Here is a 23,059-nt window from a genome sequence, read left to right on the forward strand (position 1 = left end):
GCGCCGAATAGCGCCGGTCCGGCGTAGCCGGCGAAGCGTCCAGTGGACGCTTCGAGGCGCGAACGCGCGGAGCGCCGAATAGCGCCGGTCCGGCGCAGCCGGCGAAGCGTCCAGTGGACGCTTAGGGGCGCGACCGCGCGGAGCGCCAGCCTGAACCTGTCCAGCCTCCGGCCGACGCATCAAAGCACCGCCCCGCGCCCCAACGGGCCTCCCGCGAGCACATGCCGGGGGCACGCGGACGCACCAAGGCCCGTGCGCGCTTGACAGTGCCGCGGCGCAGAGAGAAGCCTTTCGCTCATGTTCGATCTGCGCCCCGTGGGATATGTCTCCGGCCTGCTCGTCGCCGCGCTGGGCGCGACGATGCTGGTGCCCATGGGGCTGGACATGGTCTATCGCAACGGGCACTGGCTGATCTTCCTGGAATCGGCGGTGCTGACCGTGGCCGTGGGGGCCTCCGTGGCGGTCGCCTGTGCCAACGGGGTGCGCGAGCGGATGACGCTGCAGCAGACCTTCCTGGTGACCACCAGCGTCTGGCTGATCCTGCCGGTCTTCGGGGCGCTGCCCTTCATCCTGGGCCCGCCGGATGCGACGGTGGTGGACGCTTTCTTCGAGGCGATGTCGGGGATGACCACGACCGGGGCCACGGTGTTCACCGAGCTGGAGACGCTGCCCGAGGGGACGCTTCTGTGGCGCTCGATGCTGCAGTGGTTCGGCGGCGTCGGGATCATCGTCGTGGCGATGGCCTTCCTGCCCGAACTGCGGGTGGGCGGGATGCAGATCTTCCGCTCGGAAGCCTTCGATACCGGCGGCAAGGTGCTGCCGCGCGCCGCCGAGATCGCCAGCCGGATCTCGGTGATCTATGTCGTGCTGACGGGGGCCTGCGCGCTGGCCTATCTCGGCACCGGGCTGTCTGCGTTCGACGCGCTGAACCATGCGCTGACGACGATCTCGACGGGGGGCTTCTCGACCTCCGACGCCTCTTTCGGGGCGTTCCAGGGGGCGCCGGAATACGTGGCCTCGGTCTTCATGATTCTCGCCAGCCTGCCCTTCGTCCGTTTCGTGCAGATCGCGGCGGGGCAGGCGCAGCCGATCTTCGTGGACAGCCAGGTGCGGACCTACCTGTGGATCATCGCGATCCTGGTCTGCGTGATGGCGCTCTACCGGGTGGTGGCGAACGGGGACTATGCCGAGCACGCCTTCCGCGAAGGGTTGTTCAACGTGACCTCGATCATCTCGGGGACGGGCTATGCCAGCGTGGACTACCAGCTCTGGGGCGGGTTCGCGGTGGTGGCGTTCTTCTTCATCGGGTTGATCGGCGGCTGCGCGGGGTCGACGGCCTGTTCGATCAAGGTGTTCCGCTACCAGCTCCTGTTCGCCTCGATCCGGGCGCAGGTGGGCAAGATCCACGCCCCCCACGGGGTGTTCACGCCGCGCTTCGAGGGGCGGCCCGTCGGGGCGGACGTGCTGAACTCGGTGATGTCGTTCTTCGTGGCCTTCATCGTGCTGATGGGGGTGACGTCGGTGCTGCTGGCGCTGACCGGGGAGGATACCGTCACGGCGGTCTCGGGGGCGGCGGCGGCGCTGGCCAATATCGGGCCGGGGCTGGGCGACAAGATCGGGCCGGCGGGGAATTTCTCGGAGATATCGGAGACCGGGAAATGGCTTCTGTCGCTGGCGATGCTGGTCGGGCGGCTGGAGGTGATGGCGGTGCTGGTGATCCTGACGGCGCGGTTCTGGCGGGGGTGAGGGGCCGGCCGTCCCGGAGGCGCGTTTTGCCCGTGCCGCGTCGTGCGGGCGTCCACGGACAGTTACCGCTAACGCCAACGAAAACAGGGCCTTGACCCCCTGTCCAACCTCGGACACCTAGCGCGGAAGCGCCGCCGCCTCGCGCGCCAGCGCCTCGATCCCGGCCCAGTCGCCCGCGGCCACCTTGTCCCCCGGCGCCACCCAGGATCCGCCGACGCAGGCCACGTTCGGCAGGCTCAGGTAGTCGCCCGCATTGCCCATCGACACGCCCCCGGTCGGGCAGAAGGTGACCTGCGGCAAGGGCGCGCCGATCGCCTTCAGGGCCTTCGCGCCGCCCGCCGTCTCGGCCGGGAAGAACTTGCCCGTGGTATAGCCCCGCTCGATCAGCCGCATCACCTCGGTCGCCGTCGCCGCCCCCGGCAGGAGCGGCAGCTCGTGCGTCTCGCAGGCGGCACAGAGATCGTCCGTCGCCCCGGGCGAGACCGCAAAGCGCGCCCCCGCCGCCGTCGCCGCCACGACATCGGTCTCGCTCAGCACCGTGCCCGCGCCGACGATGCCGCCCGCGACGCCCGCCATCGCCGCGATCACGTCCAGCGCCGCCGGCGTCCGGAGCGTCACCTCCAGCACCGGCAGCCCGCCGGCGACCAGCGCCTCGGCCAGCGGCACCGCCACGGCCACATCCTCGACCACCAGAACCGGGATCACCGGCGCCAGCCGGCACATCTCCAGCGTTCGCTCGCTCGCTTCGCTCGGCTTCAGCATCGTTCCGTCTCCTCGATTACCCGGTCCGTCTTCTTCTGGTTCCAAATATCCCCGCCGGAGGCATGAAGACTCAAGCAGCGCCGGTAAGCTTTCAAGCCTCCGGCGGGCGTATGTCCGGCCGGAAGAAGCCTCAGATCACCACCGCCGCCCCGTTCTGCGCGTCCCCCGCGCTCTGGCGGAACACCTCGAACAGCTCGCGCCCGAGCCCTGCCTGGTTGGCCGACAGGTCCGGGTCGGCGGGGGTGCGGGCGCCCAGGTCGATCCCGACCGCCTCCAGCGTGCCGGAGACCGCGTCGACCCGCACGACGTCGCCGTCCTGCACGCGCGCGAGCGGCCCGCCGGCCGCCGCCTCGGGGCAGACATGGATGCAGGCGGGCACCTTGCCCGAGGCGCCCGACATCCGCCCGTCGGTCACCAGCGCCACCTTCAGCCCCCGGTCCTGCAGCACCGCCAGCATCGGCGTCAGCGAGTGCAGCTCGGGCATCCCGTTCGCCTTCGGGCCCTGGAAGCGGACGATGACGACGGTATCCTCGGTGAACTCGCCCGCCTTGAACGCGGTTTTCACCTCGGCCTGGTCGTGGAACACGCGCGCCTTCGCCTCGACCACCTGCCGTTCGGGCTTCACCGCCGAGACCTTCATCACGCCGCGGCCGAGATTGCCGGTCAGCTCCTTCAGCCCGCCGGTCGGCTGGAACGGGTCGGTCGCGGGGCGCAGGATCCTGTCGTTCAGGCTTTCGGCGGCCCCCTCGCGCCAGCTCAGCGCGCCGTCGGCCAGCACCGGCTCCTGCGTGTAGCGGCGCAGCCCCGCGCCGGCGACGGTCGTCACGTCGTCATGCAGCAGCCCCTGGTCCAGCAATTCGCCGATCATGTAGCCGAGGCCGCCCGCGGCGTGGAAATGGTTCACGTCGGCCATGCCGTTCGGATAGACCTTGGCCATCAGCGGCACGACCGAGCTGATCTCGTCGAAATCCTCCAGGTCCAGGATCACCCCCGCCGCGCGCGCCATCGCCGGCAGGTGCAGCACCAGGTTGGTCGAGCCGCCCGTCGCCATCAGCCCGACGATGCCGTTGACGAAGGCCCGCTCGTCCAGCACGTCCGCCACCGGCGTGAAGGCGTTCCCCAGCGCGGTGATCGCCAGCGCCCGCTGCGCCCCGGCGGCCGTCAGCGCGTCGCGCAGGGGCGTGTTCGGGTTGACGAAGGAGGCGCCGGGCAGGTGAAGCCCCATGAACTCCATCAGCATCTGGTTGGTGTTCGCCGTGCCGTAGAAGGTGCAGGTCCCCGGCCCGTGGTAAGAGGCCATCTCGGCCTCCATCAGCTTGTCGCGCCCGACCTCGCCGCTCGCGAATTGCTGGCGCACGCGGGCCTTTTCGTCGTTGGTCATCCCGCTGGTCATCGGCCCGCCCGGCAGGAACACGCCGGGGATGTGGCCGTAGGAGGCCGCGGCGATCACCAGCCCCGGCACGATCTTGTCGCAGACGCCCAGGTAGACCGCCGCGTCGAAGCAATTGTGCGACAGCGCCACCCCGGCGGCCAGCGCGATCACGTCGCGCGAGAACAGCGACAGCTCCATCCCCGGCTGGCCCTGGGTGACCCCGTCGCACATCGCCGGCACGCCGCCCGCGACCTGCGCCGTGGCGCCCGCGTCGCGCGCGGCCGCGCGGATCAGGTCGGGAAAGCGTTCGAACGGCTGATGCGCCGACAGCATGTCGTTAAAGGCCGTCACGATCCCGAGGTTCGGGGCGCGCCCCTCGGCCAGCGGGTCCTTGTCGGTGTCGGGCATCGCGGCATAGGCGTGGGCCTGGTTGCCGCAGGTCAGATGCGCCCGGCGCGGCCCCGCCTCGGCCAGCGCGGCCATCCGGTCCTTGTAGCGGCTGCGGCTGTCGCGGCTGCGGGCGACGATGCGCTCGGTCACCGCCTCGATGCTGGGATTGAGGGGCATGGCTCCGGTCTGGCTCCGTCTTGGGTTCGTCCTGGGTTCCTTTGCGTCAGCGCAAGCGTAGCAGGAGAGGTTAGCGCTAACAAGAGTCGTTGCGCCGCTGTGACGGCGGCCTTTGCTGCGTTGCGGCATCTGCATGACGGCATTGCAGCATTGTCTCTCCCCCTCTGAAAGATAGCGCCTTATCTAGGGTGCCAAGGGGGAGCCTAGCCGCAACCCGAACGAGCAGAGGAACCGAGACATGACCGAATTCGAGCAAGGCCGCATCGACATCGTCGAGATCGAGCGCGAGGCGCGCCGCATGCAGGCCGAAGCCGTCGCCCATGGCGTGCGCTCCATGCGGACCTGGGTCCGCGGGGCGCTGAAGCGTCATCCCGAAGGCCGCACGGCCTGAGCGGGAGCGACGCGCGGGGCGCACAACTGCGAATATCGAAATAATCCCGGAAATGCTCCGGGATTATCTCATTTCTGTTCCAGATCCTTCGCTACCGGTCCGCCACCGCACTGACCTGCGCGATGCCGGGACCGGCGCGGTGCTGGTGCCGTCGCACCATGTCACGGCCGTGTTCAAGGCGCTGGGCGGTGCCGAAGTCGTGTCCGCCGAGGCGCGCGGCGACACCCGGAAGACGCGGGTGATCGAGCAGGTGGCGGGGATCATCCGCAGCGAGCTTGCCGAGGCGGTCGATACCGGTATCGCCGGCCTCTGAGCCGCATATCGTCGTCGCGGCCCGGTCCGGGTGTTCGGCCCGGGCCGCTGTCGTTCCGCCCTTCCGCCGCGCGCCGCGCCCGGGTAGGAGGGGCGCATGAACCTGCCTGTCATCCGCCTGCGCCCCAAGGCCGAGGCCCGCGCCATCCGGCACGGATTCCCCTGGGTCTATTCCGACGAACTTGTCACCGACCGCCGGACCAAGGCGCTGGCGCCGGGCAGTCTTGCCGTGCTGGAGGATGCCGAGCGGCGGCCTCTGGGCCTTGTCGCGGTCAATCCCGGCTCGCGGATCATCGCGCGGGTGCTGGACCGCGATCCCGAGGCCGTGGTGGATGCGGACTGGCTGGCGGCCCGGCTGCGGGCGGCGCTGGCGCATCGCGCGCAGCTCTATGATGCGCCCTATTACCGGCTGGTCCATGCCGAGGCGGACGGGCTGCCGGGCGTGGTGATCGACCGCTTCGGCGACGCGGCGGTGATCCAGTCCAACGCCGCCTGGGCCGAGGCGCTGCTGGCGCCGCTGACGGAGGCGTTGTGCGCCGTCACCGGCGTCGCGACCGTCGTCAAGAACGGCGCGGGGCGGGCGCGAGCGCTGGAAGGCTTGCCGGAGGAGACCGTGGTGCTGCGCGGCGGGGTCGACGGGCCGGTCGCGGTGCCGATGAACGGCGCGACCTACATGGCCGACCTCATGGGCGGGCAGAAGACCGGTCTGTTCTTCGACCAGCGCGACAACCATGCCTTCGTGCAGCGGCTGGCCGGCGGGGCGCGGGTGCTGGACGTGTTCAGCCATGTCGGCGGGTTCTCCCTGGCGGCGCTGGCGGCGGGGGCCGAAAGCGCGCTGGCGGTCGACAGTTCCGCCCCGGCGCTGGAGCTTGCGGGGCAGGGGGCGGCGGCGATGGGCGCGGCGGCGCGGTTCGCAACCCGGCGCGGCGACGCATTCGACACGATGGCGGCGCTGGCGGAGGCGGGCGAGCGGTTCGACCTCTTGGTCTGCGACCCGCCGGCCTTCGCGCCGTCGCGCCAGGCGCTCGACGCGGGGCTGCGCGCCTACGAGCGGGTGGCGCGGCTGGCGGCCGGGCTGGTGGCGCCGGGCGGGTATCTGGGGCTCTGCTCCTGTTCCCACGCGGCCGACCTGACGCGGTTCCGCAACGCCTCGGCCCGCGGCATCGGCAAGGCGGGGCGGCGCGGGCAGATCGTCTATACCGGCTTTGCCGGGCCGGACCATCCGCAGCTGCCGCAGCTGGCGGAGTCGGGCTATCTCAAGGCGCTGGTCTTCCGGCTGTGAAGGTGCTGATCGACGCCAACGTGCTCTACCCCACCGTGATGCGGCAGGTGGTGCTGGGCGTTGCGCGCGCGGGGCTGTTCACGCCGCTGTGGTCGGCGCGGATTCTGGAGGAATGGGCGCGCGCGGCGGCGGCGAAGCTGGGGCCCGAGGGCGAGGCGCAGGCGCGCGGCGAGATCGCGGGGCTGCGCCGCGACTGGCCGGCGGCGGAGGTGCCGGTGCGCGAAGGGCTGGAGGCGCGGCTGTGGCTGCCGGACGCGGCGGATGTCCATGTGCTGGCCGCCGCCATCGCCGGCAGCGCCGATGTGATCCTGACCGAGAACGCGAAGGACTTTCCGCGCGGGGTTCTGGCCGAGGAGGGGCTGACGCGGCAGGCGGCGGACCCGTTCCTGATGGGGCTTTACGCCGATCATCCGGAGGCGGTGGCGCAGGCGGCGGAGGCGGTGCGGCAGGAGGCGGAGCGGCTCTCGGGCGAGGCCTGGCCGATCCGGCGGCTGATGCGCAAGGCGCGGCTGCCGCGCCTGGGCAAAGCGCTGGAGGCGCGGTAGCCGTTTTCTTGGAAAGAAAACGAGCCGGATTGTTGGGAACAATCCGGGCCGGAATATTTCAAATATTCCAGTGTGTTACGTCGGCCGGTCGGCGACGCGCCAGCGCGCCTCGTTCTTCTCGATCGCGGCGATCCGGTCCTCCGCCTTGGGATGGCTCATGAACCAGGCCGGCATCGCGCCCGCATTGCCCTCGGACAGCTTGTCCAGCTTGCGGAACAGCGACTTCTGCGGATCGGTCCCGATCCCCGCCTTCACCAGCAGCGCCGAGGCGTAGGCATCCGCCTCGTACTCGTCCGACCGCGACAGCCGCGCCGCCAGGAGCGAGGCCAGCGCGTTCGCGATATAGACGCCGAAGCCCGGCAAGAGGCGGCTGAGCACCATCGACAGCCCGACGCGCAGCGCGTTCTGCCCCGAAAAGTCGATCATCCGCCGCCGCGAATGCCCCAGCGCCACGTGGCCCAGCTCGTGCGCGATGACGCTGGCCATCTCGTCGGCCGAGACTTCGCCCGCGCGGTAGCGCTTGAAGAAGCCGCGGGTGATGAAGATGCGCCCGTCCGGCGCGGCGAGGCCGTTCACCGGCGCCACCTCGTAGATGTTCACCCGGATGCGGTCGACATCCAGCGCCTTCGCCATCCGGTCGGTCAGCGTCTTCAGAAGCGGATCGGCCAGCTCGGTCGACTTCGCGTCCAGCTCCTTCGCGGTGCGCCAGGCCGAAAAGCGGTACATCACCACGGCGTAGAGGATCGCCAGGAGGATCGGGGTGAACTTGAGCATGATCGGAATATGGGGGGCGGGGGGACGGGCGGCAAGAACGCAGGCGCCGTTCCGGGGCCATCGCGGGGCGGCGCGGGCGGGATTTGCGTATTTTTCAACGAGAAGAAGCCCGGGGCGGGATCAGGACCAGCGCACGGGCATCTTCAGCGGGCCGCGGAACGCCCAGCCGGCGAAGGGCACCTCGCCGTCGATGGCGAGATCGGGGAAGCGGTCGAACAGCATCGGCAGGGCGACCTCGGAGATCATCGCCCGGCTGGCCGCGGCGCCGGCGCAGAAATGCGGTCCCGCGCCGAAGGCCAGCGACGGACCGGTGTCGCGAGTGATATCGAAGACCTCGGGGGCGTCGAACACGCGCTCGTCGCGATTGCCCGAGCCGAACATGAAAAAGACCCGCTCCTCCGGCTCGAACGCGACCTTCTGCACCGTGTCGGCCCGCGCCACGCGACGCGGCGACATGCCGATGGGCGAGATCCAGCGGGCGTATTCCTCGAAGGCGTCGCGCCAGGTGGCGGAGCCGTCGCGGATCATCGCCAGCTGCTCGGGATGGGTCAGAAGCGCCCAGGCGGCGCCGGCGATGGCGTCGCGCGGCTCGTTCTGGCCGCCGGAGATCGCCAGCTTCACATTGGCGCGGACGCTGTCCATTGGCAGGCCGGCTTCGACCTGGACCGACAGAAGCGACGTGTCCGGGTGGTCGCGCAGCTCTTCCAGCCGGGCGTCGATATGGGCGTCGATCGAGGCGGTGCAGTCGTGGCAATGCGCCTCCACCGACGGGTCGCCGCCGTAATTGGCGATGCCGTCGATCATCCCCTGGCTGACGCGGTCCATCTCGCGCCAGTCCATGTTCGCGAGCCCGGTGATCGCCTTCAGCGCCTCCGCCGAGACCGGCATCGCGTAATCGGCCACCAGGTCGCAGCCACCCTTCGGCGCCAGCCGGTCCAGCACCTCCTGGGTGCGGGCACGGAACTGGGCCGTCCAGCTGTCGCGCACCGTGCGGGGCGAGAAGGCGGGGAAGGTCGCCTTGCGCTCGGCGGCATGGTCGGGGCCGTCCTTGCGCATCATGTTCTCGCCCATCAGCACCGTCATCAGCCCCTCGGGCTGGTAGCTGGAGAAGACGTCGATCCGCTTTTCCTGCTCGAAGATGTCGTCGCGGCGCACGAACAGCGTGGCGCCCAGCTGCGGCACCTGCCAGACGGGGCCGTCGGCGCGCATCTTCGCGAGGTCGGGATAGGGGTCGGCCAGGAAGGCGGCGGGGTCGATGTTGTAGACGGGTGCGGTGCTCATGGCGGCGAGTTTGCGGAACGCCCGTTATTTACGCAAGCCCCTGTCGGCCTTCAGCGCCGCGCGGAGCCACAGGCCGAGGCCCAGCGTCACCGCGCCCGCGGCCAGCGTGCCGCTGAAATCCGCCGCCAGCGTCGCCACGGCGGCGATCTGCCCGGCAAAGGCGAAGCCCAGGCCGATATAGATCGCGACCCAGACGGCCTCGCCGGCCAGGCCCCAGACCGCGAATCGCGGCCAGGCCATGCCGGCCGCGCCGGTGACGAAGTTCATGTAGGGGCCCAGCGGCGACAACAGCCAGCGCGACAGGAACACGCTGGGGCCGCCGTAGCGGTCCGACAGCTCGCGCGCCCGGGCCATCAGCGAGGCCGCCTTGCCCCCCTGCGACAGGCGTACCAGCAGCCGCCCGCCGCCGCGCCCCAGCGCGAAGCCCGCCTGGTCGCCCGCCACCGCGCCGATCCAGGCCAGCAGGCCGGTCCACAGCGCCGGCAGGTCGCCGGCGGCCACGAAGGCCCCCGCCGTCAGCATCACCAGCGAGGCGGGGACGGGCAGGGCGAGGCAGCTGAGGAAGGTCGTGACCGTCACGATCCAGAGGCCGTAGACCGGCACCGCGGCGAGGATCGTGTCGATCATTGCGTCCCGGTCCGGAACGCCGCGATCTCCGCCTCGATGCGCGCGATCAGCTCCGCCAGCGGCACGCCCTGCATCTCGGCGATCCGCTCCAGCGTCGGCTGCCCGCCGCGCAGCCGCGGCACCTCGCCCACGGCGCGCGCCATCACCTCGCGCGGGACGGCCCAGGAATGCGCCACGTAGCGCGGCGTCATCCAGCCCGCGATCGTCTGGTCGCGATGCGCCGGGTCGGCCCAGTAGACCGCGTGCAGCGCCCCCTGGACCGTGAAGAACAGCGTGAGCGCCAGCGCCAGCGGGAACAGCGTGCCCAGCACCGGGTGGCGGCGCCAGATGCGCATGAGGCGGGCGAGGACGCCGGGGGAGTCGGGCGGTCGGGTCACGCCGTTACCAGAGCCGGTGGGCCGCCCGTTGGCAAGGGGGCAGGGGGAGGGTCCGCGCCACGGCGCGGGCGGTGCGGCGGCATGCCTGCCCCGCCCTGCGCTACCGGCCCAGCACGCGCATGCCGCGCTCGATGCCCTCCAGCGTCATCGGCACCATGCGGTCGGGGCCGAAGAACTCGCGGATCATCGCGATCGACTGGGTATAGGCCCAGGCCCGCTCCGGCACCGGGTTGATCCACAGCGTATCCGGCCACTGGGTCCGTGCCCGCTCCAGCCAGACGCTGCCCGCCTCGGCGTTCCAGTGCTCGTTCGCGCCGCCGGGATAGGCGATCTCGTAGGGGCTCATCGAGGCGTCGCCCACGAAGATGCACTTGTAGTCGCTGCCATAGGTGTGCAGCACGTCCCAGGTCGGCGTAACCGCGTTCCAGCGGCGGCGGTTGTCGCGCCAGACGCCTTCGTAGAGGCAGTTGTGGAAGTAGTAGTGCTCCAGGTGCTTGAACTCGGAGCGCGCGGCGCTGAACAGCTCTTCCACCACCTTGATATGCGGGTCCATCGAGCCGCCGACGTCCAGAAACAGCAGGACCTTCACCGCGTTGCGCCGTTCCGGCCGGGTCTTGACGTCCAGATAGCCGTGCTCGGCGGTCGCGCGGATGGTGCCGTTCAGGTCCAGCTCTTCCTCGGCCCCGTCGCGCGCCCATCTGCGCAGCCGCTTCAGCGCCACCTTGATGTTGCGGGTGCCGATCTCGACCTGGTCGTCGAAGTCGCGGAACTCGCGCTTGTCCCAGACCTTGACGGCGCGCTGGTGGCGGCTCTTCGCCTGGCCGATGCGCACGCCTTCGGGGTTGTAGCCCTCGGCCCCGAACGGGCTGGTCCCGGCGGTGCCGATCCATTTCGAACCGCCCTCGTGCCGGCCCTCCTGCTCCTGCAGCCGCTCCTTCAGCGTCTCCATCAGCTTCTCGAAACCGCCCAGCGCCTCGATCTCGGCCTTCTCCTCGGCGCTCAGATGCTTTTCGGCCATTGTCTCCAGCCAGTCGGCGGGCAGGTCCACGGCCTCCACCACCGCCTCCAGCGGGATCGCCTCCAGCCCCTCGAAGCTGGCGGCGAAGGCGCGGTCGAAGCGGTCGAGGTTGCGCTCGTCCTTCACCATCGCGGCGCGGGCGAGATAGTAGAACCCCTCGATGTCGTAGGTCACCAGCCCCGCCTGCATGCCTTCCAGGAACGACAAATACTCGCGCAGGGACACCGGCACGCCGTGGCTGCGCAGGGTGTCGAAGAACGGCAGGAACATCAGCCGGCCAGGCGCCCGATCACGATGGTGACGACAAAGCCCAGAAGGGCGAAGGCGATGCCGAACCCGGCGGCGTATTGCGCCTGGTCCTTGGCGTTGCCCTTGTGCCTCCGGGCGGTCATCACCCCCAGAAGCGCGCCGAAGATGGCGGCTGCTATGACGATCATATCGGCCCCGTTGCCTTCACGCGGCTGGACAGCGCGGCGATCTCGGACAGCCGCGTGCGCACCGCATCGGTGGAGCCGAAGCCATAGCGCGCCCAGCCCAGACTGTCACGCCGCACCGCCCGCGCCTGGACGACGCGGCCCTGCACCTCCAGCGCCTCGGCCTTGATCATCAGAAGCGTCGACAGAAGCGCGGCGTTCTCCGCCCGCGCCACCACGCCGAGATTGTCGTCGACCAGCCCGATGGCCGCGTCGGTCTGCCCCGAACTCAGCGCGAAGGCGGCGAGCTGCATCGCCACATGCGCCCCCTGCAGCCGCGTCTCGGGCCGCGCGTTGTAGAGCGTGCCGGCCTGCAGGAACGACGCCAGCGCGATGTCGGCCTGTCCGGCCAGCGCCAGCCGGCCCAGCGCGAAGAGCGAGAACGCCATGCGGTTGTCGGACCAGCCCTGCTCGCGCGCGATGGCGACGGCGCGGCGCGCGGCGGCCTGCCGGCGGCTGTCGCTGGTGCGCGGACCCAGCGCCTCCTCGATGGCGTCGATCCAGGCGCGCGGCGTGCGGCCGACCTGCCGATCGGGGATCGACTGCCCGCGCGGGTTCAGCTGCGCCAGGATCCGCGGCAGCCGCGCCGCCACCTGCTCGCGCGTCATGCCCGAGCGCAGCGACGGGTGGTAGTAGGTCCGCAGGATCAGCATGTCGAAGCCGGTCAGCACGGTGTGGAAGTTGTCGTCGTTGAAGACGGAATCGCCCAGCCGGTACAGGTCGTTCAGCGGCCCCAGCGCCTGCGCCAGCTCCTCGTGCAGGCAGTCGCGCGCCTCCTGCGGGCTGACGTCGCCGGGCAGGAAGATCGCCATCCGCTCGCGCGTCTTCAGCGTCGTCCAGTCGACGGCGGCGGTGCGCCGGTCGCGCTTGAACTCGGCCCAGCTCGACAGCCGCGGCACGACGAAACAGGCCGCCTGCGGCACGTATTTCTGCAATTCGGAGCGCGGCAGCACCTCGATGGTGATCGAGGCGTCGGCATTCGCGCTCACCTGGGTGATCGAGATGCCGGCCTCGCGCCGCAGCCGGCTGAGAAGCCGCGCCAGGTCCGGCCCCACGCTGCCCGGTACGTTGCCGGTGACGCGCACGCTGACCGGGCCTTCGAAGCGCGTGAGCACGGGCAGGCGCCGACCGCTTTCCAGCTGGAACGACAGGTCTAGGAAATCCCGCGCGATGGCCGCGTTCGAGCGGCTGGGCGGCGTGACCTCGGGCACCGGAAAGGTCTTCATCGGTGGCAGCGCCTCGGCCACGGGGGGCGTGACGCGGCGGGTCGGCGTGTCCTTGGGGGCCGGGGCCGAGCAGGCGGCCAGCGACAGGGCGAGACAGGCGAACAGAAGACGGCGCATCCGGGTCAGGCCCTGCTGTACTTGATGAAGGGGGTCAGCGTGCCGATCCGGTCATAGAGCCGCCGGGCCGCGTGGTTGAACTCCTGTGTCAGCCAGTAGACCGACGGCGCCCCGGCCGCATCCGCGGCCTCGTAGACGGCCTCGATCAGCTTGCGCCCCACGCCCTGGCCGCGGACGTCCGGGTCGGCGTAGAGGTCCTGCAGGTAGCACACGTTCTCGATCTTCCACATATGGCGGTGAAACACATAGTGGACCAATCCGCAGGACTTGCCATCGGCCTCGGCGATAAATCCGCTGAAATCCTGCGGATCGTTGCCGATAAGACGCTGGAAGGAGGTCTCGTAAACCTCTGGCGGCACGGAGGTTTCGTAGAACGCCAGATAGCCCGTCCAGAGCCTTTCCCAGTCGGGGCGGTCGCTTTCGGCGACGGGACGGATTGTGATCATCTGCGGCCTTCCTCCATACCGAGGTCTCCTGCACCAGCCCGGACGTGTGTAAACTCACCGGTCCGATGCGTCCAACAGAAGTGACCCGCGCGCGCCTGGTCGCGAACGGTAGGCTTGACCGATCAGCCGAGATGACCAAGGCTTTTGCGAGGGTTTGGAGGCGAGTTTGGTCGATAGCGCTTTTCGTCATCGTGGGTTGAACGTGGTCGTGGACACGACCGAGAAGGCTGAATTCGAGATCAGGGGCCTGCAAATCCCCGATTCGACGATGGAGCGCATTGCATCGCGCTTGCGCGATGTCACCTTTTCCTTCGAAGATCGTGTCGTCGGCGCAGTGAGAGTCCGCGAACTCGAAGGATACGAGGTGGTTTTTCTGGTGGGGCGCGAGGACCAGACGCTGGTGGTCACGATCGGGGCCGTGGAGGTGCCAAATCCGGATGATCCGGTGGAAGCGGTTTTGAAAAGGCTCGGTCCACTGGCTATATTACGAGGTGCCTCGGGGCTCTGAGGATCGCGAAAGGATGTACAACGAATGACATACGACGAATTCATGAAGCTCGACCGCGAAGAGCGCCTGAAGGCTTGTATGAACGACTTGGCATTCGTTGCCGCAACCGCCGACGAACTCGTGCTGAGCCCGCCGGCGTCGCTCGCCGAGGCGGACGCGCGTCTCGAAGACGTCTCGAAGAAAGTCCACCTCCCGCCCGAGAAGGTGCGCGAGGTCATCGAAGCCTGGGAGGAAGAGGCGGAAAAGGCCTCCTAACGCCCGCCCCGCGCCATGAAGGCCAGCCGTTCGAACATGTGCACGTCCTGCTCGTTCTTCAGCAGCGCGCCGTGCAGCTTCGGCAGCGCATCCGTGCCCGACCGCTTCAGGTCCTCCGCCGTCAGATCCTCCGCCAGAAGCAGCTTCAGCCAGTCCAGCACCTCGCTGGTCGAGGGCTTCTTCTTCAGACCCGCCATCTCGCGAATCTCGTAGAACTGGGTCAGCGCCGCGGTCAGCAGCGACTCCTTGATGCCCGGAAAATGCACCGCGACGATCCGCTTCATCGTTTCCGTGTCGGGGAAGCGGATGTAGTGGAAGAAGCACCGCCGCAGGAAGGCGTCCGGCAACTCCTTTTCGTTGTTCGAGGTGATGATCACGATCGGCCGGTGCCGCGCCCGGACCGTCTCGCCGGTCTCGTAGACGTGGAACTCCATCCGGTCGAGCTCCTGCAAAAGGTCGTTCGGGAACTCGATGTCCGCCTTGTCGACCTCGTCGATCAGCAGGACCGTGCGCGCCTCCGACGCGAACGCCTCCCACAGCTTGCCGCGGCGGATGTAATTGCGCACGTCGTTGACACGTTCATCTCCGAGTTGACTGTCGCGCAACCGGCTGACGGCGTCGTATTCGTACAAGCCCTGCTGCGCCTTCGTGGTCGACTTGATGTGCCATTCGATGATCGGCAGACCCAGCGCCCCGGCCACCTGGCGGGCCAGCTCGGTCTTGCCCGTGCCGGGCTCGCCCTTGACCAGAAGCGGCCGCTCGAGCGTCACTGCGGCATTGACCGCGACCGTCAGATCCTCGGTCGCGACATAGGACTCGGTGCCCGTGAATTTCATTTCGGTTACAAACCGCTGAAGCCGATTGTTCACGTTTGCATAACGGCCTTCCCAGAAACCTGCAACCACCACGTATTCGGACGTGACAAGCTGAACAGCTTAAGATAGACGGACGCCATAATGAGGGTGCCGGATGGCGGTGAGGCGCGACATCGACCGGTCCGGCCAATCAGGGGATACGGGAATGAAGGCCGAGACCTTTCTGGCGGATGACTATACCCCAGCCGAAGACGAACCGTTCATGAACGACCGTCAACTCGAATACTTCCGGCGCAAACTGATCGCCTGGAAGGCGGAGCTTCTGGGAGAAAGCAAGAACACGATCGAGGGCCTGCAGGACAGCGCCCGCGCGGTCCCCGACATCGCCGACCGGGCGAGCGAGGAGACCGACCGCGCGCTGGAACTGCGCACCCGCGACCGTCAGCGCAAGCTGGTCGCCAAGATCGACGCCGCGCTGCGGCGGATCGAAGAGGGCGAGTACGGCTATTGCGAGGTGACGGGCGAGCCGATCTCGCTCAAGCGGCTGGACGCCCGGCCCATCGCCACCATGAGCCTGGAGGCGCAGGAGCGGCACGAGCGGCGCGAGAAGGTGCATCGCGACGACTGAGCCGCTTGCGCGGAGCGACGGATTGAGGAACACCGGGGCCTGCGCCTCGGTGTTTTTCGTTTGGGGGGAGAGATCATGTTGATCGGCACACAGGTCACGGTCGTCGGCGCCGGAATCGCCGGGCTCGCCCTGGCGCGCGCGCTGGCGCTGCGCGGGGCGGAGGTGACGGTGCTGGAACGCGCCGACGCGATTCGGGAGGTGGGCGCCGGGCTGCAGATCTCGCCCAACGGCACGGCGGTGATCGACGCGCTGGGCCTGGGCGAGGCGCTGCGCGCCGCCGGCCTGGTCAACCGCGCCGTCGACCTGCGCGACTATCGCCGCGGGCGGCCGGTCCTGCGCATGGATCTGGCGCGCCACAGCGACGGCCCGCACCCTTTCGTGCTGATCCACCGCGCCCGCCTGATCGAGCTTCTGGCCGAGGGCGCGCGCGAGGCGGGCGTCTCGATCCGGCTCGGGACCGAGGTGCGGCCCTCCGACCCGCCGCTGCCGGGGGAATCGCTGCGCATCGGCGCCGAGGGCCTGCATTCGCAGCTCCGCGCCACGCTGAACGGGCCGGAACGCGCGTTCTTCACCGGCCAGGCCGCCTGGCGCGCCGTGATCGAGGACGACGCCCCGGCCGAATCCCACGTCTATATGGGGCCGGGCCGCCACCTCGTGACCTATCCGCTGGGCGGCGGCCTGCGCAACATCGTGGCGGTGGAAGAGCGCGAGCTGTGGACCGAGGAAAGCTGGTCGCAGCCTGACGACCCCGAAAACCTGCGCCGCGCCTTCGCCGCCTTCGCCCCGGAGGTGCGCGGCTGGCTGGAGAAGGTCGAGGCGGTCAACATCTGGGGCCTGTTCCGCCACCCGGTCGCCGAGACCTGGGTCAGCGAGGGCTGGGCGCTGCTGGGCGACGCGGCGCATCCGACGCTGCCCTTCCTGGCGCAGGGGGCGAATCTGGCGCTGGAGGATGCCTGGGTGCTGGCCGAGTCGCTGAACGCGCTGCCGGCGGCCGAGGCGCTGTCGCTCTACCAGGCCCGCCGCCGTCCGCGCGCCGTGCGGGTGATCGAGGCCGCGAACGGCAACGCCCGCAACTTCCACCTGAAGAACCCGCTGGTGCGGGGCGCGGCGCATACGGTGCTGCGGCTGGGCGGCACCGTGGCCCCCGACGCGGCGCTGCGCCGGTTCGACTGGCTCTACGGCCACGACGTCACGGTGTAGCCCGCTCCGGCTACAGCGCGTCGAGATAGATCCGCACCGCCTCCTGCACATGGCGGAACCGGTCGCCGCCCAGATGCTTGCCGCCGTACCACCGGGTCACCACGACGATGTGATCCTGCAGCCCCGCGCGCTCCAGCATCCGCAGGATCACCAGGCCGGCGCCGCTCTCGCCGTCGTCGGTCTTCACCGGTCCGTCGGCCGTGATCAGCCCCCAGCTGTGATGCGTCGCCTTGGCGAATTTCTTGCGCCGCTGCAGCTCCTTGACGAAGCGCTTGGCGTCGGCCTCCGACGCGCACGGCCCGCCCGCGACCGCGTAGCGCGAGCCGCGGTCCGAGATGACGTTCTCCAGAACATGCACGGAGGGGGCAGGGGCCTCAGGCCCGCTCCAGCGCCCCGATGATCCCGCCGAAATCGTCCGCCTTCAGCGAGGCGCCGCCCACCAGCGCGCCGTCGACGTTCGACACGGCAAAGATCTCGTCCGCGTTGTCGGGCTTCACCGACCCGCCATAGAGCAGCCGGATGCCCGCCGCCGCGTCCCCGAAGCGCGCGGTCAACTCGGTGCGCATGAAATCGTGAACCTCGGCGATCTGCTCCATCGTCGGCACCTTGCCGGTGCCGATGGCCCAGACCGGCTCGTAGGCGACGACGACGTTCTCGGCGGTGCAGCCGTCGGGCAGCGCGCCCTTCATCTGGGTGCCGACGACGTCCAGCGTCTTGCCGTCCTCGCGCTCGGCCAGCGTCTCGCCGATGCAGACGATGGCGGTCAGGTTCGACCGCCAGGCGGCCTCGGTCTTCACCCGCACGGCGGCGTCGGTCTCCTTGTGGTCGGTGCGCCGCTCGGAATGGCCGAGGATGACATAGGACGCGCCGGCGTCCTTCAGCATCACGGCCGAGACGTCGCCGGTATGCGCGCCGGAATCCGCCGAATGGCAATCCTGCCCGCCCAGCGCGATCGGCGCGTCGCCCAGCGTCTGCGCCATGCGTGCGATGAGAGTCGCCGGCGGACAGATCAACACCTCGCAGCCCGGCTGCGCATGGGCGCCGGCCAGCGCCTCCGCCTCGGACAGATGGGCGGCGAGCCCGTTCATCTTCCAGTTCCCGGCAGCGAGTTTCTTCATGGTCATGGCGCGGCTCCCTGATGGCGTTGCACCTTACGTAACCGCTCGCGCTCCCGCCCGAAAGAGGGCGCCGCCCGATGCCGGAGTGTTACCAACACTCCGGTCCGGAATTCCGCGGGAATTCCGGCCAAAATCCTTTCAAAGGATTTTGCCCCTCACAGATGGTCGATGGCCCGCCGCGCCCAGTCGCAGGCGAGTTCGGGATCGTCCAGCGCCGCGTCGGGCAAGGTCCAGTAGGGCATCGCCGTCGTCGTGCCGTCCTCGCGCCGATGCTTCCAGTGCTCGCCGCCCGCCGCCTCCAGCGTGTCGCCGAACCCGTTCGCGCCCTTCAGAAGGATCGCCCCGTCGCCGCGCATCAGCGCAAAGATCACGCCGTCGCGGTAAATCCCCATGCCGCCGAACATCCGCCGGGTCGTCACCCCGCCGAGCCCCGCGAACAATTCCGCCGCGAAGGCGCGGTCCGCGTCGCTCAGGCTCATTCGCCGCGCTCGGCGGTCAGCTCCTCGACATCCTTGAACTTGATCGATTCGCCGCAGCCGCAGGCATCGGCCACGTTCGGGTTGCGGAACTTGAAGCCCGATTCCAGCAGCGAGACCTCATAGTCGATCTCGGTCCCGAACAGGAACATCTGTGCCATCGGCGCGATCATCACCACGGCGCCGTCCTGTTCGACGACCTCGTCGTTCTCCTCGACCTCCGCGACATAGTCCATGGTGTATTCCATGCCCGCGCAGCCGCCCTTCTTGACGCCGATCCGCAGCCCCTTGGTGCCGTCCTTGTCCATCAGCTTCGCGATCTGCGTCGCGGCCGCGGGGGTCAGCGTGACAGCCTGTTTGCCTGGAATGCCGAACATGAAGGTCTCCTTTCCCGACAAAACTAGTCGTGGACCGGCCCCGTCTCAAGGGGCGGCAGCAAGTCGATCAGCCGCAACGTCGCGTAGGACAGCGCCAGCGCCCAGCCGAAAGAGGCCAGCGTGCCGATGATCACGTATTCGCCGGCCCGCTGGTCCTTGGACGCGGTCTCGAAGCGCAGGATCGACTTCGCCGCGATCAGGAAGCCGATGCCCGAGGGCTGCCCCGCCAGCACGAACAGAAAGATCAGCCCGCGCTCCAGCAGCCCGATCAGCAGCCCGCCCTTCTCCAGCCCCCGCGGCAGGTCCACCTCGGCATAGGGCGCCATCAGCTCGCCCACGGCAAAGCCGCCCGCCCGCGTCGTCAGGATCAGCCCCGCCACCAGCGCGAAAAGCGGCAACAGCCAGGGCAGGCCGGCCCAGGCCCCCGCCTGCCACGGCCCCGGCGCCACGACCGCGACCGCCACCAGGCTCGCCAGATGCGCCCCGGCCAGGACCAGCACCCAGTCGCTCCACCCGCCCAGCGCGGCGAGGCTCAGCCCCAGCACCAGCGCCGCATGCAGTACCAGCACCAGCGGGTTGCGCTTGTGCGCCACCATCCACCGCGTCTGGAACAGGAAATCCGCCAGCACATGCGCCAGCAGCAGGGCGGTGAAGGTATGGATCGCCGCGGCGCTCACGGCAAGCCGATCCGCTTGCTTTTCGGGAAGGAAAGCGTTTTCGCTTGCGTCATTCCGCCTCCAGCAACTCCAGCGCCTCCGTCAGGGCCGGATAGCCGGCGCCCCACAGCGCCTGGTCCACCGCCTGCCGGCTGATCCCCAGCCGCTCGGCCGCCTCGCTGCGCGGCCCGGCCTCCGGCACCAGCATCTCGCACAGGGCCCGCGCCTGCGCCTGCGTCCATTGCTGCGCGATATGGTCGGCCAGACGCAAGGCCGCCGCAACCGCCCCGCCGCCCGCATGCGCCATCAGCGCGTGGCGCCCGATCCCGTCCAGAAGCCGCCCCGAGGCGGTGAAGGCCGGGCCGGTCGCGCTGTTGGGGTTCTCGCGGTCCGCCGGGGACAGATCGCCGTCGCCCAGCGCCACGGCGATCCGCGTGGCCCGATCCGCCGCCAGCCGCCGCACGCAGGCCTGCAGGTAGAGCGCCGCCCGGACAGCCAGCCGGCCGTCGTCCAGCACCGCCTGCCAGCCATCCCCGGCCTGGCGCGCGAACCCCGTCGCCACGCCGCGCTCCCAGGCCGAGATATCCGCGACGCCCGCGCCCAGCGCAGCGATCGTCTCGTCCAGCGCGGCGGTGGAGAGGGCGGAGGACTCGACGATGTCCCCGGTCAGAACGGCAATCCGGCTCATGAGCAAGTGATAGTGCTTGCTTTTCGAAAAAGCAAGCTGTTTCGCTTGCTTTCCGAAGCGCCCGAACCGTCAGCCCCGCTGCCAGGGCCGCCGGGCCGGCCGCCGCAGACAGCGGGAAAAAGAACGCCGGCACCGGCGCCCGCCGTTTCCAATCGCATGTGATAGCATTGCAGCGTCACGGCGAGACACGTTCCCGCCCGCGCCTGAAGCGCGCCTACATGAAGCCCAGTTCCAGCCGCGCCTCGTCGGACATCATGTCCATGCCCCAGGGCGGATCCCAGGTCATCTCGACATCCACCGACTTGACGCCGGGCACGGCGCTGACGGCATCCATCACCCAGCCCGGCATCTCGCCGGCCACCGGACAGCCCGGCGCGGTCAGGGTCATGATGATGTCCACCTCGTTCTCGGCACTGATCTCGACGGTATAGACCAGGCCCAGATCGTAGATGTTCACCGGAATCTCCGGGTCATAGACCGACCGGCACGCCTCAACGACGCTGTCGTACAGGTCGTGGTCGGTGGTGGACGGCTTGATCAGCGGTGTGCCTTCCAGCGGATCGGTGGATTCGACGGTCATGGCGATCCCTTCGCTATTCCGACCAAAGATATAAGAATTAGGACAGGGGAGTAAAGGTCGCGCGCCGATTGATCCGCCGCGGGGACCGGATTAACGCCGCGCCATGGTCGATCTCGCAGCGCGGGGAGATACGTTGGGCAGGGCGCGTGGCGCCCCCAAATCGCGCCCCTAGTCGCGCCCGCTCAGTCGCCCCCTTCCAGGTCGACGGTCACGATGGTCCCGCGCTTCGGCCGGGTCAGGGCCAGCGACGCGCCGAGCGAGTCGATCAGCGCGGCCACGATGCTGCCGCCGACGCCGGACTTGCGCCCGTGCCCGGTGGTGTCCAGCGTGCCCTCGTCCTGCGCCGCACGTTCGCGCTGCCGCTCGATGCTGGGCGCGCCGAACGGCCAGTCGCTGCCCTCCGGCAGGCCGATCCCATCATCCTCCACCGTCAGGCGCACGCCGCCGCCGCTGGTGCGGGAGAACCGCACGTCCACATAGCCGCTCTTGCGGCCCTCGAAGGCGTGCTCCAGCGCGTTGGTCAAGAACTCCGACAGCAAAAGCCCCAGCCGCGCGGCGTGGTCGAAGGGCAGCCGGATCTCCTCGCATTCCACGTTCACCCGGATCGCGGCGCGCGGCTGCAGCCCCGACACGACCGAGGCGATCCGGCTCAGATAGGCGCCGGTGTCGATCTCGCGGCGCCCGTCGCCGTCCCCGTCGCCGTCCCCGTTGGTGCCGTCATTCAGCAATTCCTCGTAGAGCAGCGCCAGCGCCTCGATCCGCCGGCTGACCGCCTTCAGCGACTCCGGCGTCACCTCGCGCTTGGCCTGGATGCGGATCATGCTGACGATCATCGACAGGTGGTTCTTCACCCGATGCTGCAGCTCGCGCAGCAGGGCGAGGGTCTGTTCCGCGCCGGCCTCGGCGGCGCCGGTGTCGTCGGCCACTTCCCGCAGCAGGCCGAAATGCGCCGTCAACTCGCCGTCGGGGCCGTGGATCGGGGCGATCAGCACCTGGTTGCGGAACGGGGTGCCGTCGGCCTTGTGATTGACGAGCGTGACCTCGAATTCCCGGTCGGTCGTCAGGCCCGACCGCAGCCGCGCCACGTCGGCCGGGTCCGTCTCCGGCCCCTGCAGGAAGCGGCAGTTGCGGCCCAGCGCGTATTCCCGGCTGTACAGGGTCAGCCGCTGGAACGCCTCGTTGACATAGGTGACCGGGCTGTCCTCCAGCCGCGGATCGGTGATGATCATCGCGAACGGGGAATCCCGGATCGCCGCCTTCAGCATTCGCTCGCCGCTGCCGTGCTCGGCCTTTGCCATTCGCTGTGCTCGCCTCGTCGCGCCCGGTCCGGAGGGCGCCTGTCGCTCAAGGTGCCTGACGATTTTGTTAACGGGGTTTTCCGGCCGGGTCCGTACGCTTGCGTACACAGCGCACGGGTCGCGTCACGACGTCCCGGATTTGTCCGGCAGCAGCGTGTCATAGGCGTCCCGCACCAGGTCGTAGCACTCGCAACTCGTCTCGCGCAGGCCGTCCGCGTCGGTCACCGTCACCTGACCCCTCGAATAGGAGATCAGCCCGTCCGATTGCAGCCCGGCCGCGGTCTCGCTCACCGTCGCGCGGCGCACGCCCAGCATTTCGGCCAGGAAATCGTGGGTCAGCGGCATCGTGGCGTGATCGTTGCGGTCGTACATGGTCAGCAGCCAGCGGGCCAGCCGCTGCCGGCTGTCATGCGCGCCGTTGCACGCGCCGGACACCATGACCTGGTAGAAGATCGCCTGAACGGTCGAGAACAGCGCGGTGCGGAAGGCGGGCAGCGAGTCCATCAGGCTGTCGAAGGCGTCCGCGCCGATCTGCAGCGCCTCGCCGCCGATCTGCACCTCGTTGGTGCTCAGCTGCCGCGGATGCCCGAGCGTCAGCCCGATGCCGGTACAGGCTTCGCGGCCGATATTCGCCATCTCGATGCTGCTTCCGTCGCGATAGGTGGCGATAGTGGAGATCACGGCGGTCTCGGGGAAATGGACCGTCCGCGTCGCCTCGCCGCTCCGGTCCAGCATGACCCGGCCCTCCAGCGTGACGCGCTCCATCCGCGCCATCGCCTGCCGGCGGGTCGCGTCGGGCAGGGCCCGGAGCACCCGGTTGTTCGTGTCCTGTGCCATACGGCGGCCCAACGCGGCGGGACGGGGTGGGGTTCACTCGCTTGTGAGCGTTTTTTGCCTGCGGGTCGGTTTGCGCGGCACGACGCCGGGATTGGGCGGGGCGGTTTCCACCCGTCCCGCGCATCCGACCTCGCAATCCGGCAATCCCGATTGGGGACGTCCAACCGCGTGTCCGAGCACACTGCACGACACTGGGTTTTCCGTGGGCCATATCCACCTGCGTCGCGCGGCGGAACGCCGTGCAGCGCCGCCTCTCGGCGATTGCTCTGCAATCGCCTGTCGGCAGGGCATTTCGTTTCGAAATGCC

29 protein-coding genes are annotated in these 23,059 nt (G+C 69.4%); 9 read left to right on the forward strand and 20 right to left on the reverse strand.

The window, feature by feature from the left end; genetic code table 11:
• The first annotated feature begins 297 nt into the window (after window positions 1-297).
• On the forward strand, window positions 298-1,746 hold the full coding sequence (locus P1J78_RS19440; RefSeq protein WP_275569053.1) for a TrkH family potassium uptake protein: 1,449 nt from the start codon (window positions 298-300) through the stop codon (window positions 1,744-1,746).
• Window positions 1,747-1,863: 117 nt separating this feature from the next.
• Here the strand turns inward: P1J78_RS19440 and eda are convergent, their stop codons facing one another.
• Together eda and edd are read right to left on the reverse strand one after the other, a co-directional pair.
• Window positions 1,864-2,508 (reverse strand): bifunctional 4-hydroxy-2-oxoglutarate aldolase/2-dehydro-3-deoxy-phosphogluconate aldolase, encoded by a 645-nt coding sequence (gene eda / locus P1J78_RS19445; protein ID WP_374213364.1) that lies wholly within the window; start codon window positions 2,506-2,508, stop codon window positions 1,864-1,866.
• Between the two features lie 130 nt (window positions 2,509-2,638).
• Window positions 2,639-4,447: a phosphogluconate dehydratase gene (gene edd / locus P1J78_RS19450; RefSeq protein WP_275569054.1), complete on the reverse strand. Its 1,809-nt coding sequence runs from the start codon at window positions 4,445-4,447 to the stop codon at window positions 2,639-2,641.
• Window positions 4,448-4,685: 238 nt separating this feature from the next.
• Here edd and P1J78_RS19455 point away from each other — a divergent pair, with 238 nt between their 5' ends.
• From P1J78_RS19455 to P1J78_RS19470, 4 genes are all read left to right on the forward strand, one after another.
• Window positions 4,686-4,838, forward strand: a complete 153-nt coding sequence (locus P1J78_RS19455) for an RSP_7527 family protein (RefSeq protein ID WP_275569055.1) — start codon at window positions 4,686-4,688, stop codon at window positions 4,836-4,838.
• Between the two features lie 52 nt (window positions 4,839-4,890).
• Complete coding sequence (locus P1J78_RS25365) at window positions 4,891-5,151, forward strand: DUF6778 family protein (RefSeq protein WP_309568143.1); 261 nt, start codon at window positions 4,891-4,893, stop codon at window positions 5,149-5,151.
• A 96-nt stretch (window positions 5,152-5,247) separates the two neighbouring features.
• Window positions 5,248-6,432, forward strand: coding sequence for an RSP_2647 family RNA methyltransferase (locus P1J78_RS19465; protein ID WP_275569057.1), 1,185 nt, complete (start codon window positions 5,248-5,250; stop codon window positions 6,430-6,432).
• A complete protein-coding gene (locus P1J78_RS19470; RefSeq protein ID WP_275569058.1) occupies window positions 6,429-6,977 on the forward strand; it encodes an RSP_2648 family PIN domain-containing protein in 549 nt (182 codons plus the stop codon). The genes P1J78_RS19465 and P1J78_RS19470 overlap by 4 nt, the downstream gene beginning before the upstream one ends.
• Window positions 6,978-7,052: 75 nt before the next feature.
• On the opposite strand, the gene P1J78_RS19475 is transcribed toward P1J78_RS19470, so the two are convergent.
• The 8 genes from P1J78_RS19475 to P1J78_RS19510 all read right to left on the reverse strand — a co-directional run bounded on the left by P1J78_RS19475 (window position 7,053) and on the right by P1J78_RS19510 (window position 13,316).
• The gene (locus P1J78_RS19475; RefSeq protein WP_275569059.1) at window positions 7,053-7,751 is read right to left on the reverse strand and encodes a M48 family metallopeptidase; all 699 of its coding nucleotides are present in this window, start codon (window positions 7,749-7,751) and stop codon (window positions 7,053-7,055) included.
• A 120-nt stretch (window positions 7,752-7,871) separates the two neighbouring features.
• The gene (locus tag P1J78_RS19480) at window positions 7,872-9,032 is read right to left on the reverse strand and encodes a cytochrome P450 (protein ID WP_275569060.1); all 1,161 of its coding nucleotides are present in this window, start codon (window positions 9,030-9,032) and stop codon (window positions 7,872-7,874) included.
• Between the two features lie 24 nt (window positions 9,033-9,056).
• Entirely contained in the window at window positions 9,057-9,659 is a 603-nt protein-coding gene (locus tag P1J78_RS19485; protein ID WP_275569061.1) for a DedA family protein, read from the reverse strand.
• Window positions 9,656-10,036: a hypothetical protein gene (locus P1J78_RS19490; protein ID WP_275569062.1), complete on the reverse strand. Its 381-nt coding sequence runs from the start codon at window positions 10,034-10,036 to the stop codon at window positions 9,656-9,658. The genes P1J78_RS19485 and P1J78_RS19490 overlap by 4 nt, the downstream gene beginning before the upstream one ends.
• A 100-nt stretch (window positions 10,037-10,136) precedes the next feature.
• Window positions 10,137-11,324 (reverse strand): vWA domain-containing protein, encoded by a 1,188-nt coding sequence (locus P1J78_RS19495; RefSeq protein WP_275569063.1) that lies wholly within the window; start codon window positions 11,322-11,324, stop codon window positions 10,137-10,139.
• Complete coding sequence (locus P1J78_RS19500) at window positions 11,324-11,491, reverse strand: apolipoprotein acyltransferase (RefSeq protein WP_275569064.1); 168 nt, start codon at window positions 11,489-11,491, stop codon at window positions 11,324-11,326. The genes P1J78_RS19495 and P1J78_RS19500 overlap by 1 nt, the downstream gene beginning before the upstream one ends.
• Window positions 11,488-12,870 carry a DUF2927 domain-containing protein gene (locus P1J78_RS19505; protein WP_275569065.1) on the reverse strand — a complete coding sequence of 461 codons (1,383 nt, stop codon included), beginning with the start codon at window positions 12,868-12,870 and terminating at the stop codon, window positions 11,488-11,490. Before P1J78_RS19505 ends, P1J78_RS19500 begins: the two co-directional genes overlap by 4 nt.
• Window positions 12,871-12,875: 5 nt before the next feature.
• Entirely contained in the window at window positions 12,876-13,316 is a 441-nt protein-coding gene (locus P1J78_RS19510) for a GNAT family N-acetyltransferase (protein ID WP_275569066.1), read from the reverse strand.
• Between the two features lie 208 nt (window positions 13,317-13,524).
• On the opposite strand from P1J78_RS19510, the gene P1J78_RS19515 reads away from it, so the two are divergent.
• The gene (locus P1J78_RS19515; protein WP_275569067.1) at window positions 13,525-13,824 is read left to right on the forward strand and encodes a hypothetical protein; all 300 of its coding nucleotides are present in this window, start codon (window positions 13,525-13,527) and stop codon (window positions 13,822-13,824) included.
• Window positions 13,825-13,848: 24 nt separating this feature from the next.
• Window positions 13,849-14,079, forward strand: coding sequence for a hypothetical protein (locus tag P1J78_RS19520; RefSeq protein WP_275569068.1), 231 nt, complete (start codon window positions 13,849-13,851; stop codon window positions 14,077-14,079).
• Here the strand turns inward: P1J78_RS19520 and P1J78_RS19525 are convergent.
• Window positions 14,076-14,915 carry an AAA family ATPase gene (locus tag P1J78_RS19525; RefSeq protein WP_275569069.1) on the reverse strand — a complete coding sequence of 280 codons (840 nt, stop codon included), beginning with the start codon at window positions 14,913-14,915 and terminating at the stop codon, window positions 14,076-14,078. The genes P1J78_RS19520 and P1J78_RS19525 overlap by 4 nt on opposite strands.
• 184 nt (window positions 14,916-15,099) lie before the next feature.
• Here P1J78_RS19525 and dksA point away from each other — a divergent pair, with 184 nt between their 5' ends.
• On the forward strand, window positions 15,100-15,522 hold the full coding sequence (gene dksA / locus P1J78_RS19530; protein WP_275569070.1) for an RNA polymerase-binding protein DksA: 423 nt from the start codon (window positions 15,100-15,102) through the stop codon (window positions 15,520-15,522).
• Between the two features lie 72 nt (window positions 15,523-15,594).
• Window positions 15,595-16,722, forward strand: coding sequence for an FAD-dependent oxidoreductase (locus P1J78_RS19535; RefSeq protein WP_275569080.1), 1,128 nt, complete (start codon window positions 15,595-15,597; stop codon window positions 16,720-16,722).
• A gap of 10 nt (window positions 16,723-16,732) precedes the next feature.
• Here the strand turns inward: P1J78_RS19535 and P1J78_RS19540 are convergent, their stop codons facing one another.
• The 9 genes from P1J78_RS19540 to P1J78_RS19580 form a co-directional block, all read right to left on the reverse strand.
• On the reverse strand, window positions 16,733-17,080 hold the full coding sequence (locus P1J78_RS19540; RefSeq protein WP_275569071.1) for a YigZ family protein: 348 nt from the start codon (window positions 17,078-17,080) through the stop codon (window positions 16,733-16,735).
• 16 nt (window positions 17,081-17,096) lie between these two features.
• Window positions 17,097-17,840 (reverse strand): triose-phosphate isomerase, encoded by a 744-nt coding sequence (tpiA, locus tag P1J78_RS19545; protein ID WP_275569081.1) that lies wholly within the window; start codon window positions 17,838-17,840, stop codon window positions 17,097-17,099.
• 155 nt (window positions 17,841-17,995) lie between these two features.
• Entirely contained in the window at window positions 17,996-18,319 is a 324-nt protein-coding gene (locus P1J78_RS19550) for a TfoX/Sxy family protein (protein ID WP_275569072.1), read from the reverse strand.
• On the reverse strand, window positions 18,316-18,693 hold the full coding sequence (locus P1J78_RS19555; RefSeq protein WP_275569073.1) for a HesB/IscA family protein: 378 nt from the start codon (window positions 18,691-18,693) through the stop codon (window positions 18,316-18,318). The genes P1J78_RS19550 and P1J78_RS19555 overlap by 4 nt, the downstream gene beginning before the upstream one ends.
• A gap of 23 nt (window positions 18,694-18,716) precedes the next feature.
• A complete protein-coding gene (locus tag P1J78_RS19560; RefSeq protein ID WP_275569074.1) occupies window positions 18,717-19,370 on the reverse strand; it encodes a DUF3307 domain-containing protein in 654 nt (217 codons plus the stop codon).
• Window positions 19,371-19,419: 49 nt separating this feature from the next.
• On the reverse strand, window positions 19,420-20,037 hold the full coding sequence (locus tag P1J78_RS19565) for a MarR family transcriptional regulator (protein ID WP_275569075.1): 618 nt from the start codon (window positions 20,035-20,037) through the stop codon (window positions 19,420-19,422).
• A gap of 214 nt (window positions 20,038-20,251) precedes the next feature.
• Complete coding sequence (locus P1J78_RS19570; protein ID WP_275569076.1) at window positions 20,252-20,617, reverse strand: SUF system Fe-S cluster assembly protein; 366 nt, start codon at window positions 20,615-20,617, stop codon at window positions 20,252-20,254.
• Window positions 20,618-20,799: 182 nt separating this feature from the next.
• The gene (locus P1J78_RS19575; RefSeq protein WP_275569077.1) at window positions 20,800-21,915 is read right to left on the reverse strand and encodes an ATP-binding protein; all 1,116 of its coding nucleotides are present in this window, start codon (window positions 21,913-21,915) and stop codon (window positions 20,800-20,802) included.
• Window positions 21,916-22,038: 123 nt separating this feature from the next.
• Complete coding sequence (locus tag P1J78_RS19580) at window positions 22,039-22,752, reverse strand: Crp/Fnr family transcriptional regulator (RefSeq protein ID WP_275569078.1); 714 nt, start codon at window positions 22,750-22,752, stop codon at window positions 22,039-22,041.
• Between the last annotated feature and the right edge of the window lie 307 nt (window positions 22,753-23,059).

The sequence above is a fragment of the Psychromarinibacter sediminicola genome (assembly GCF_029168335.1).
GTDB lineage: Bacteria > Pseudomonadota > Alphaproteobacteria > Rhodobacterales > Rhodobacteraceae > Psychromarinibacter > Psychromarinibacter sediminicola.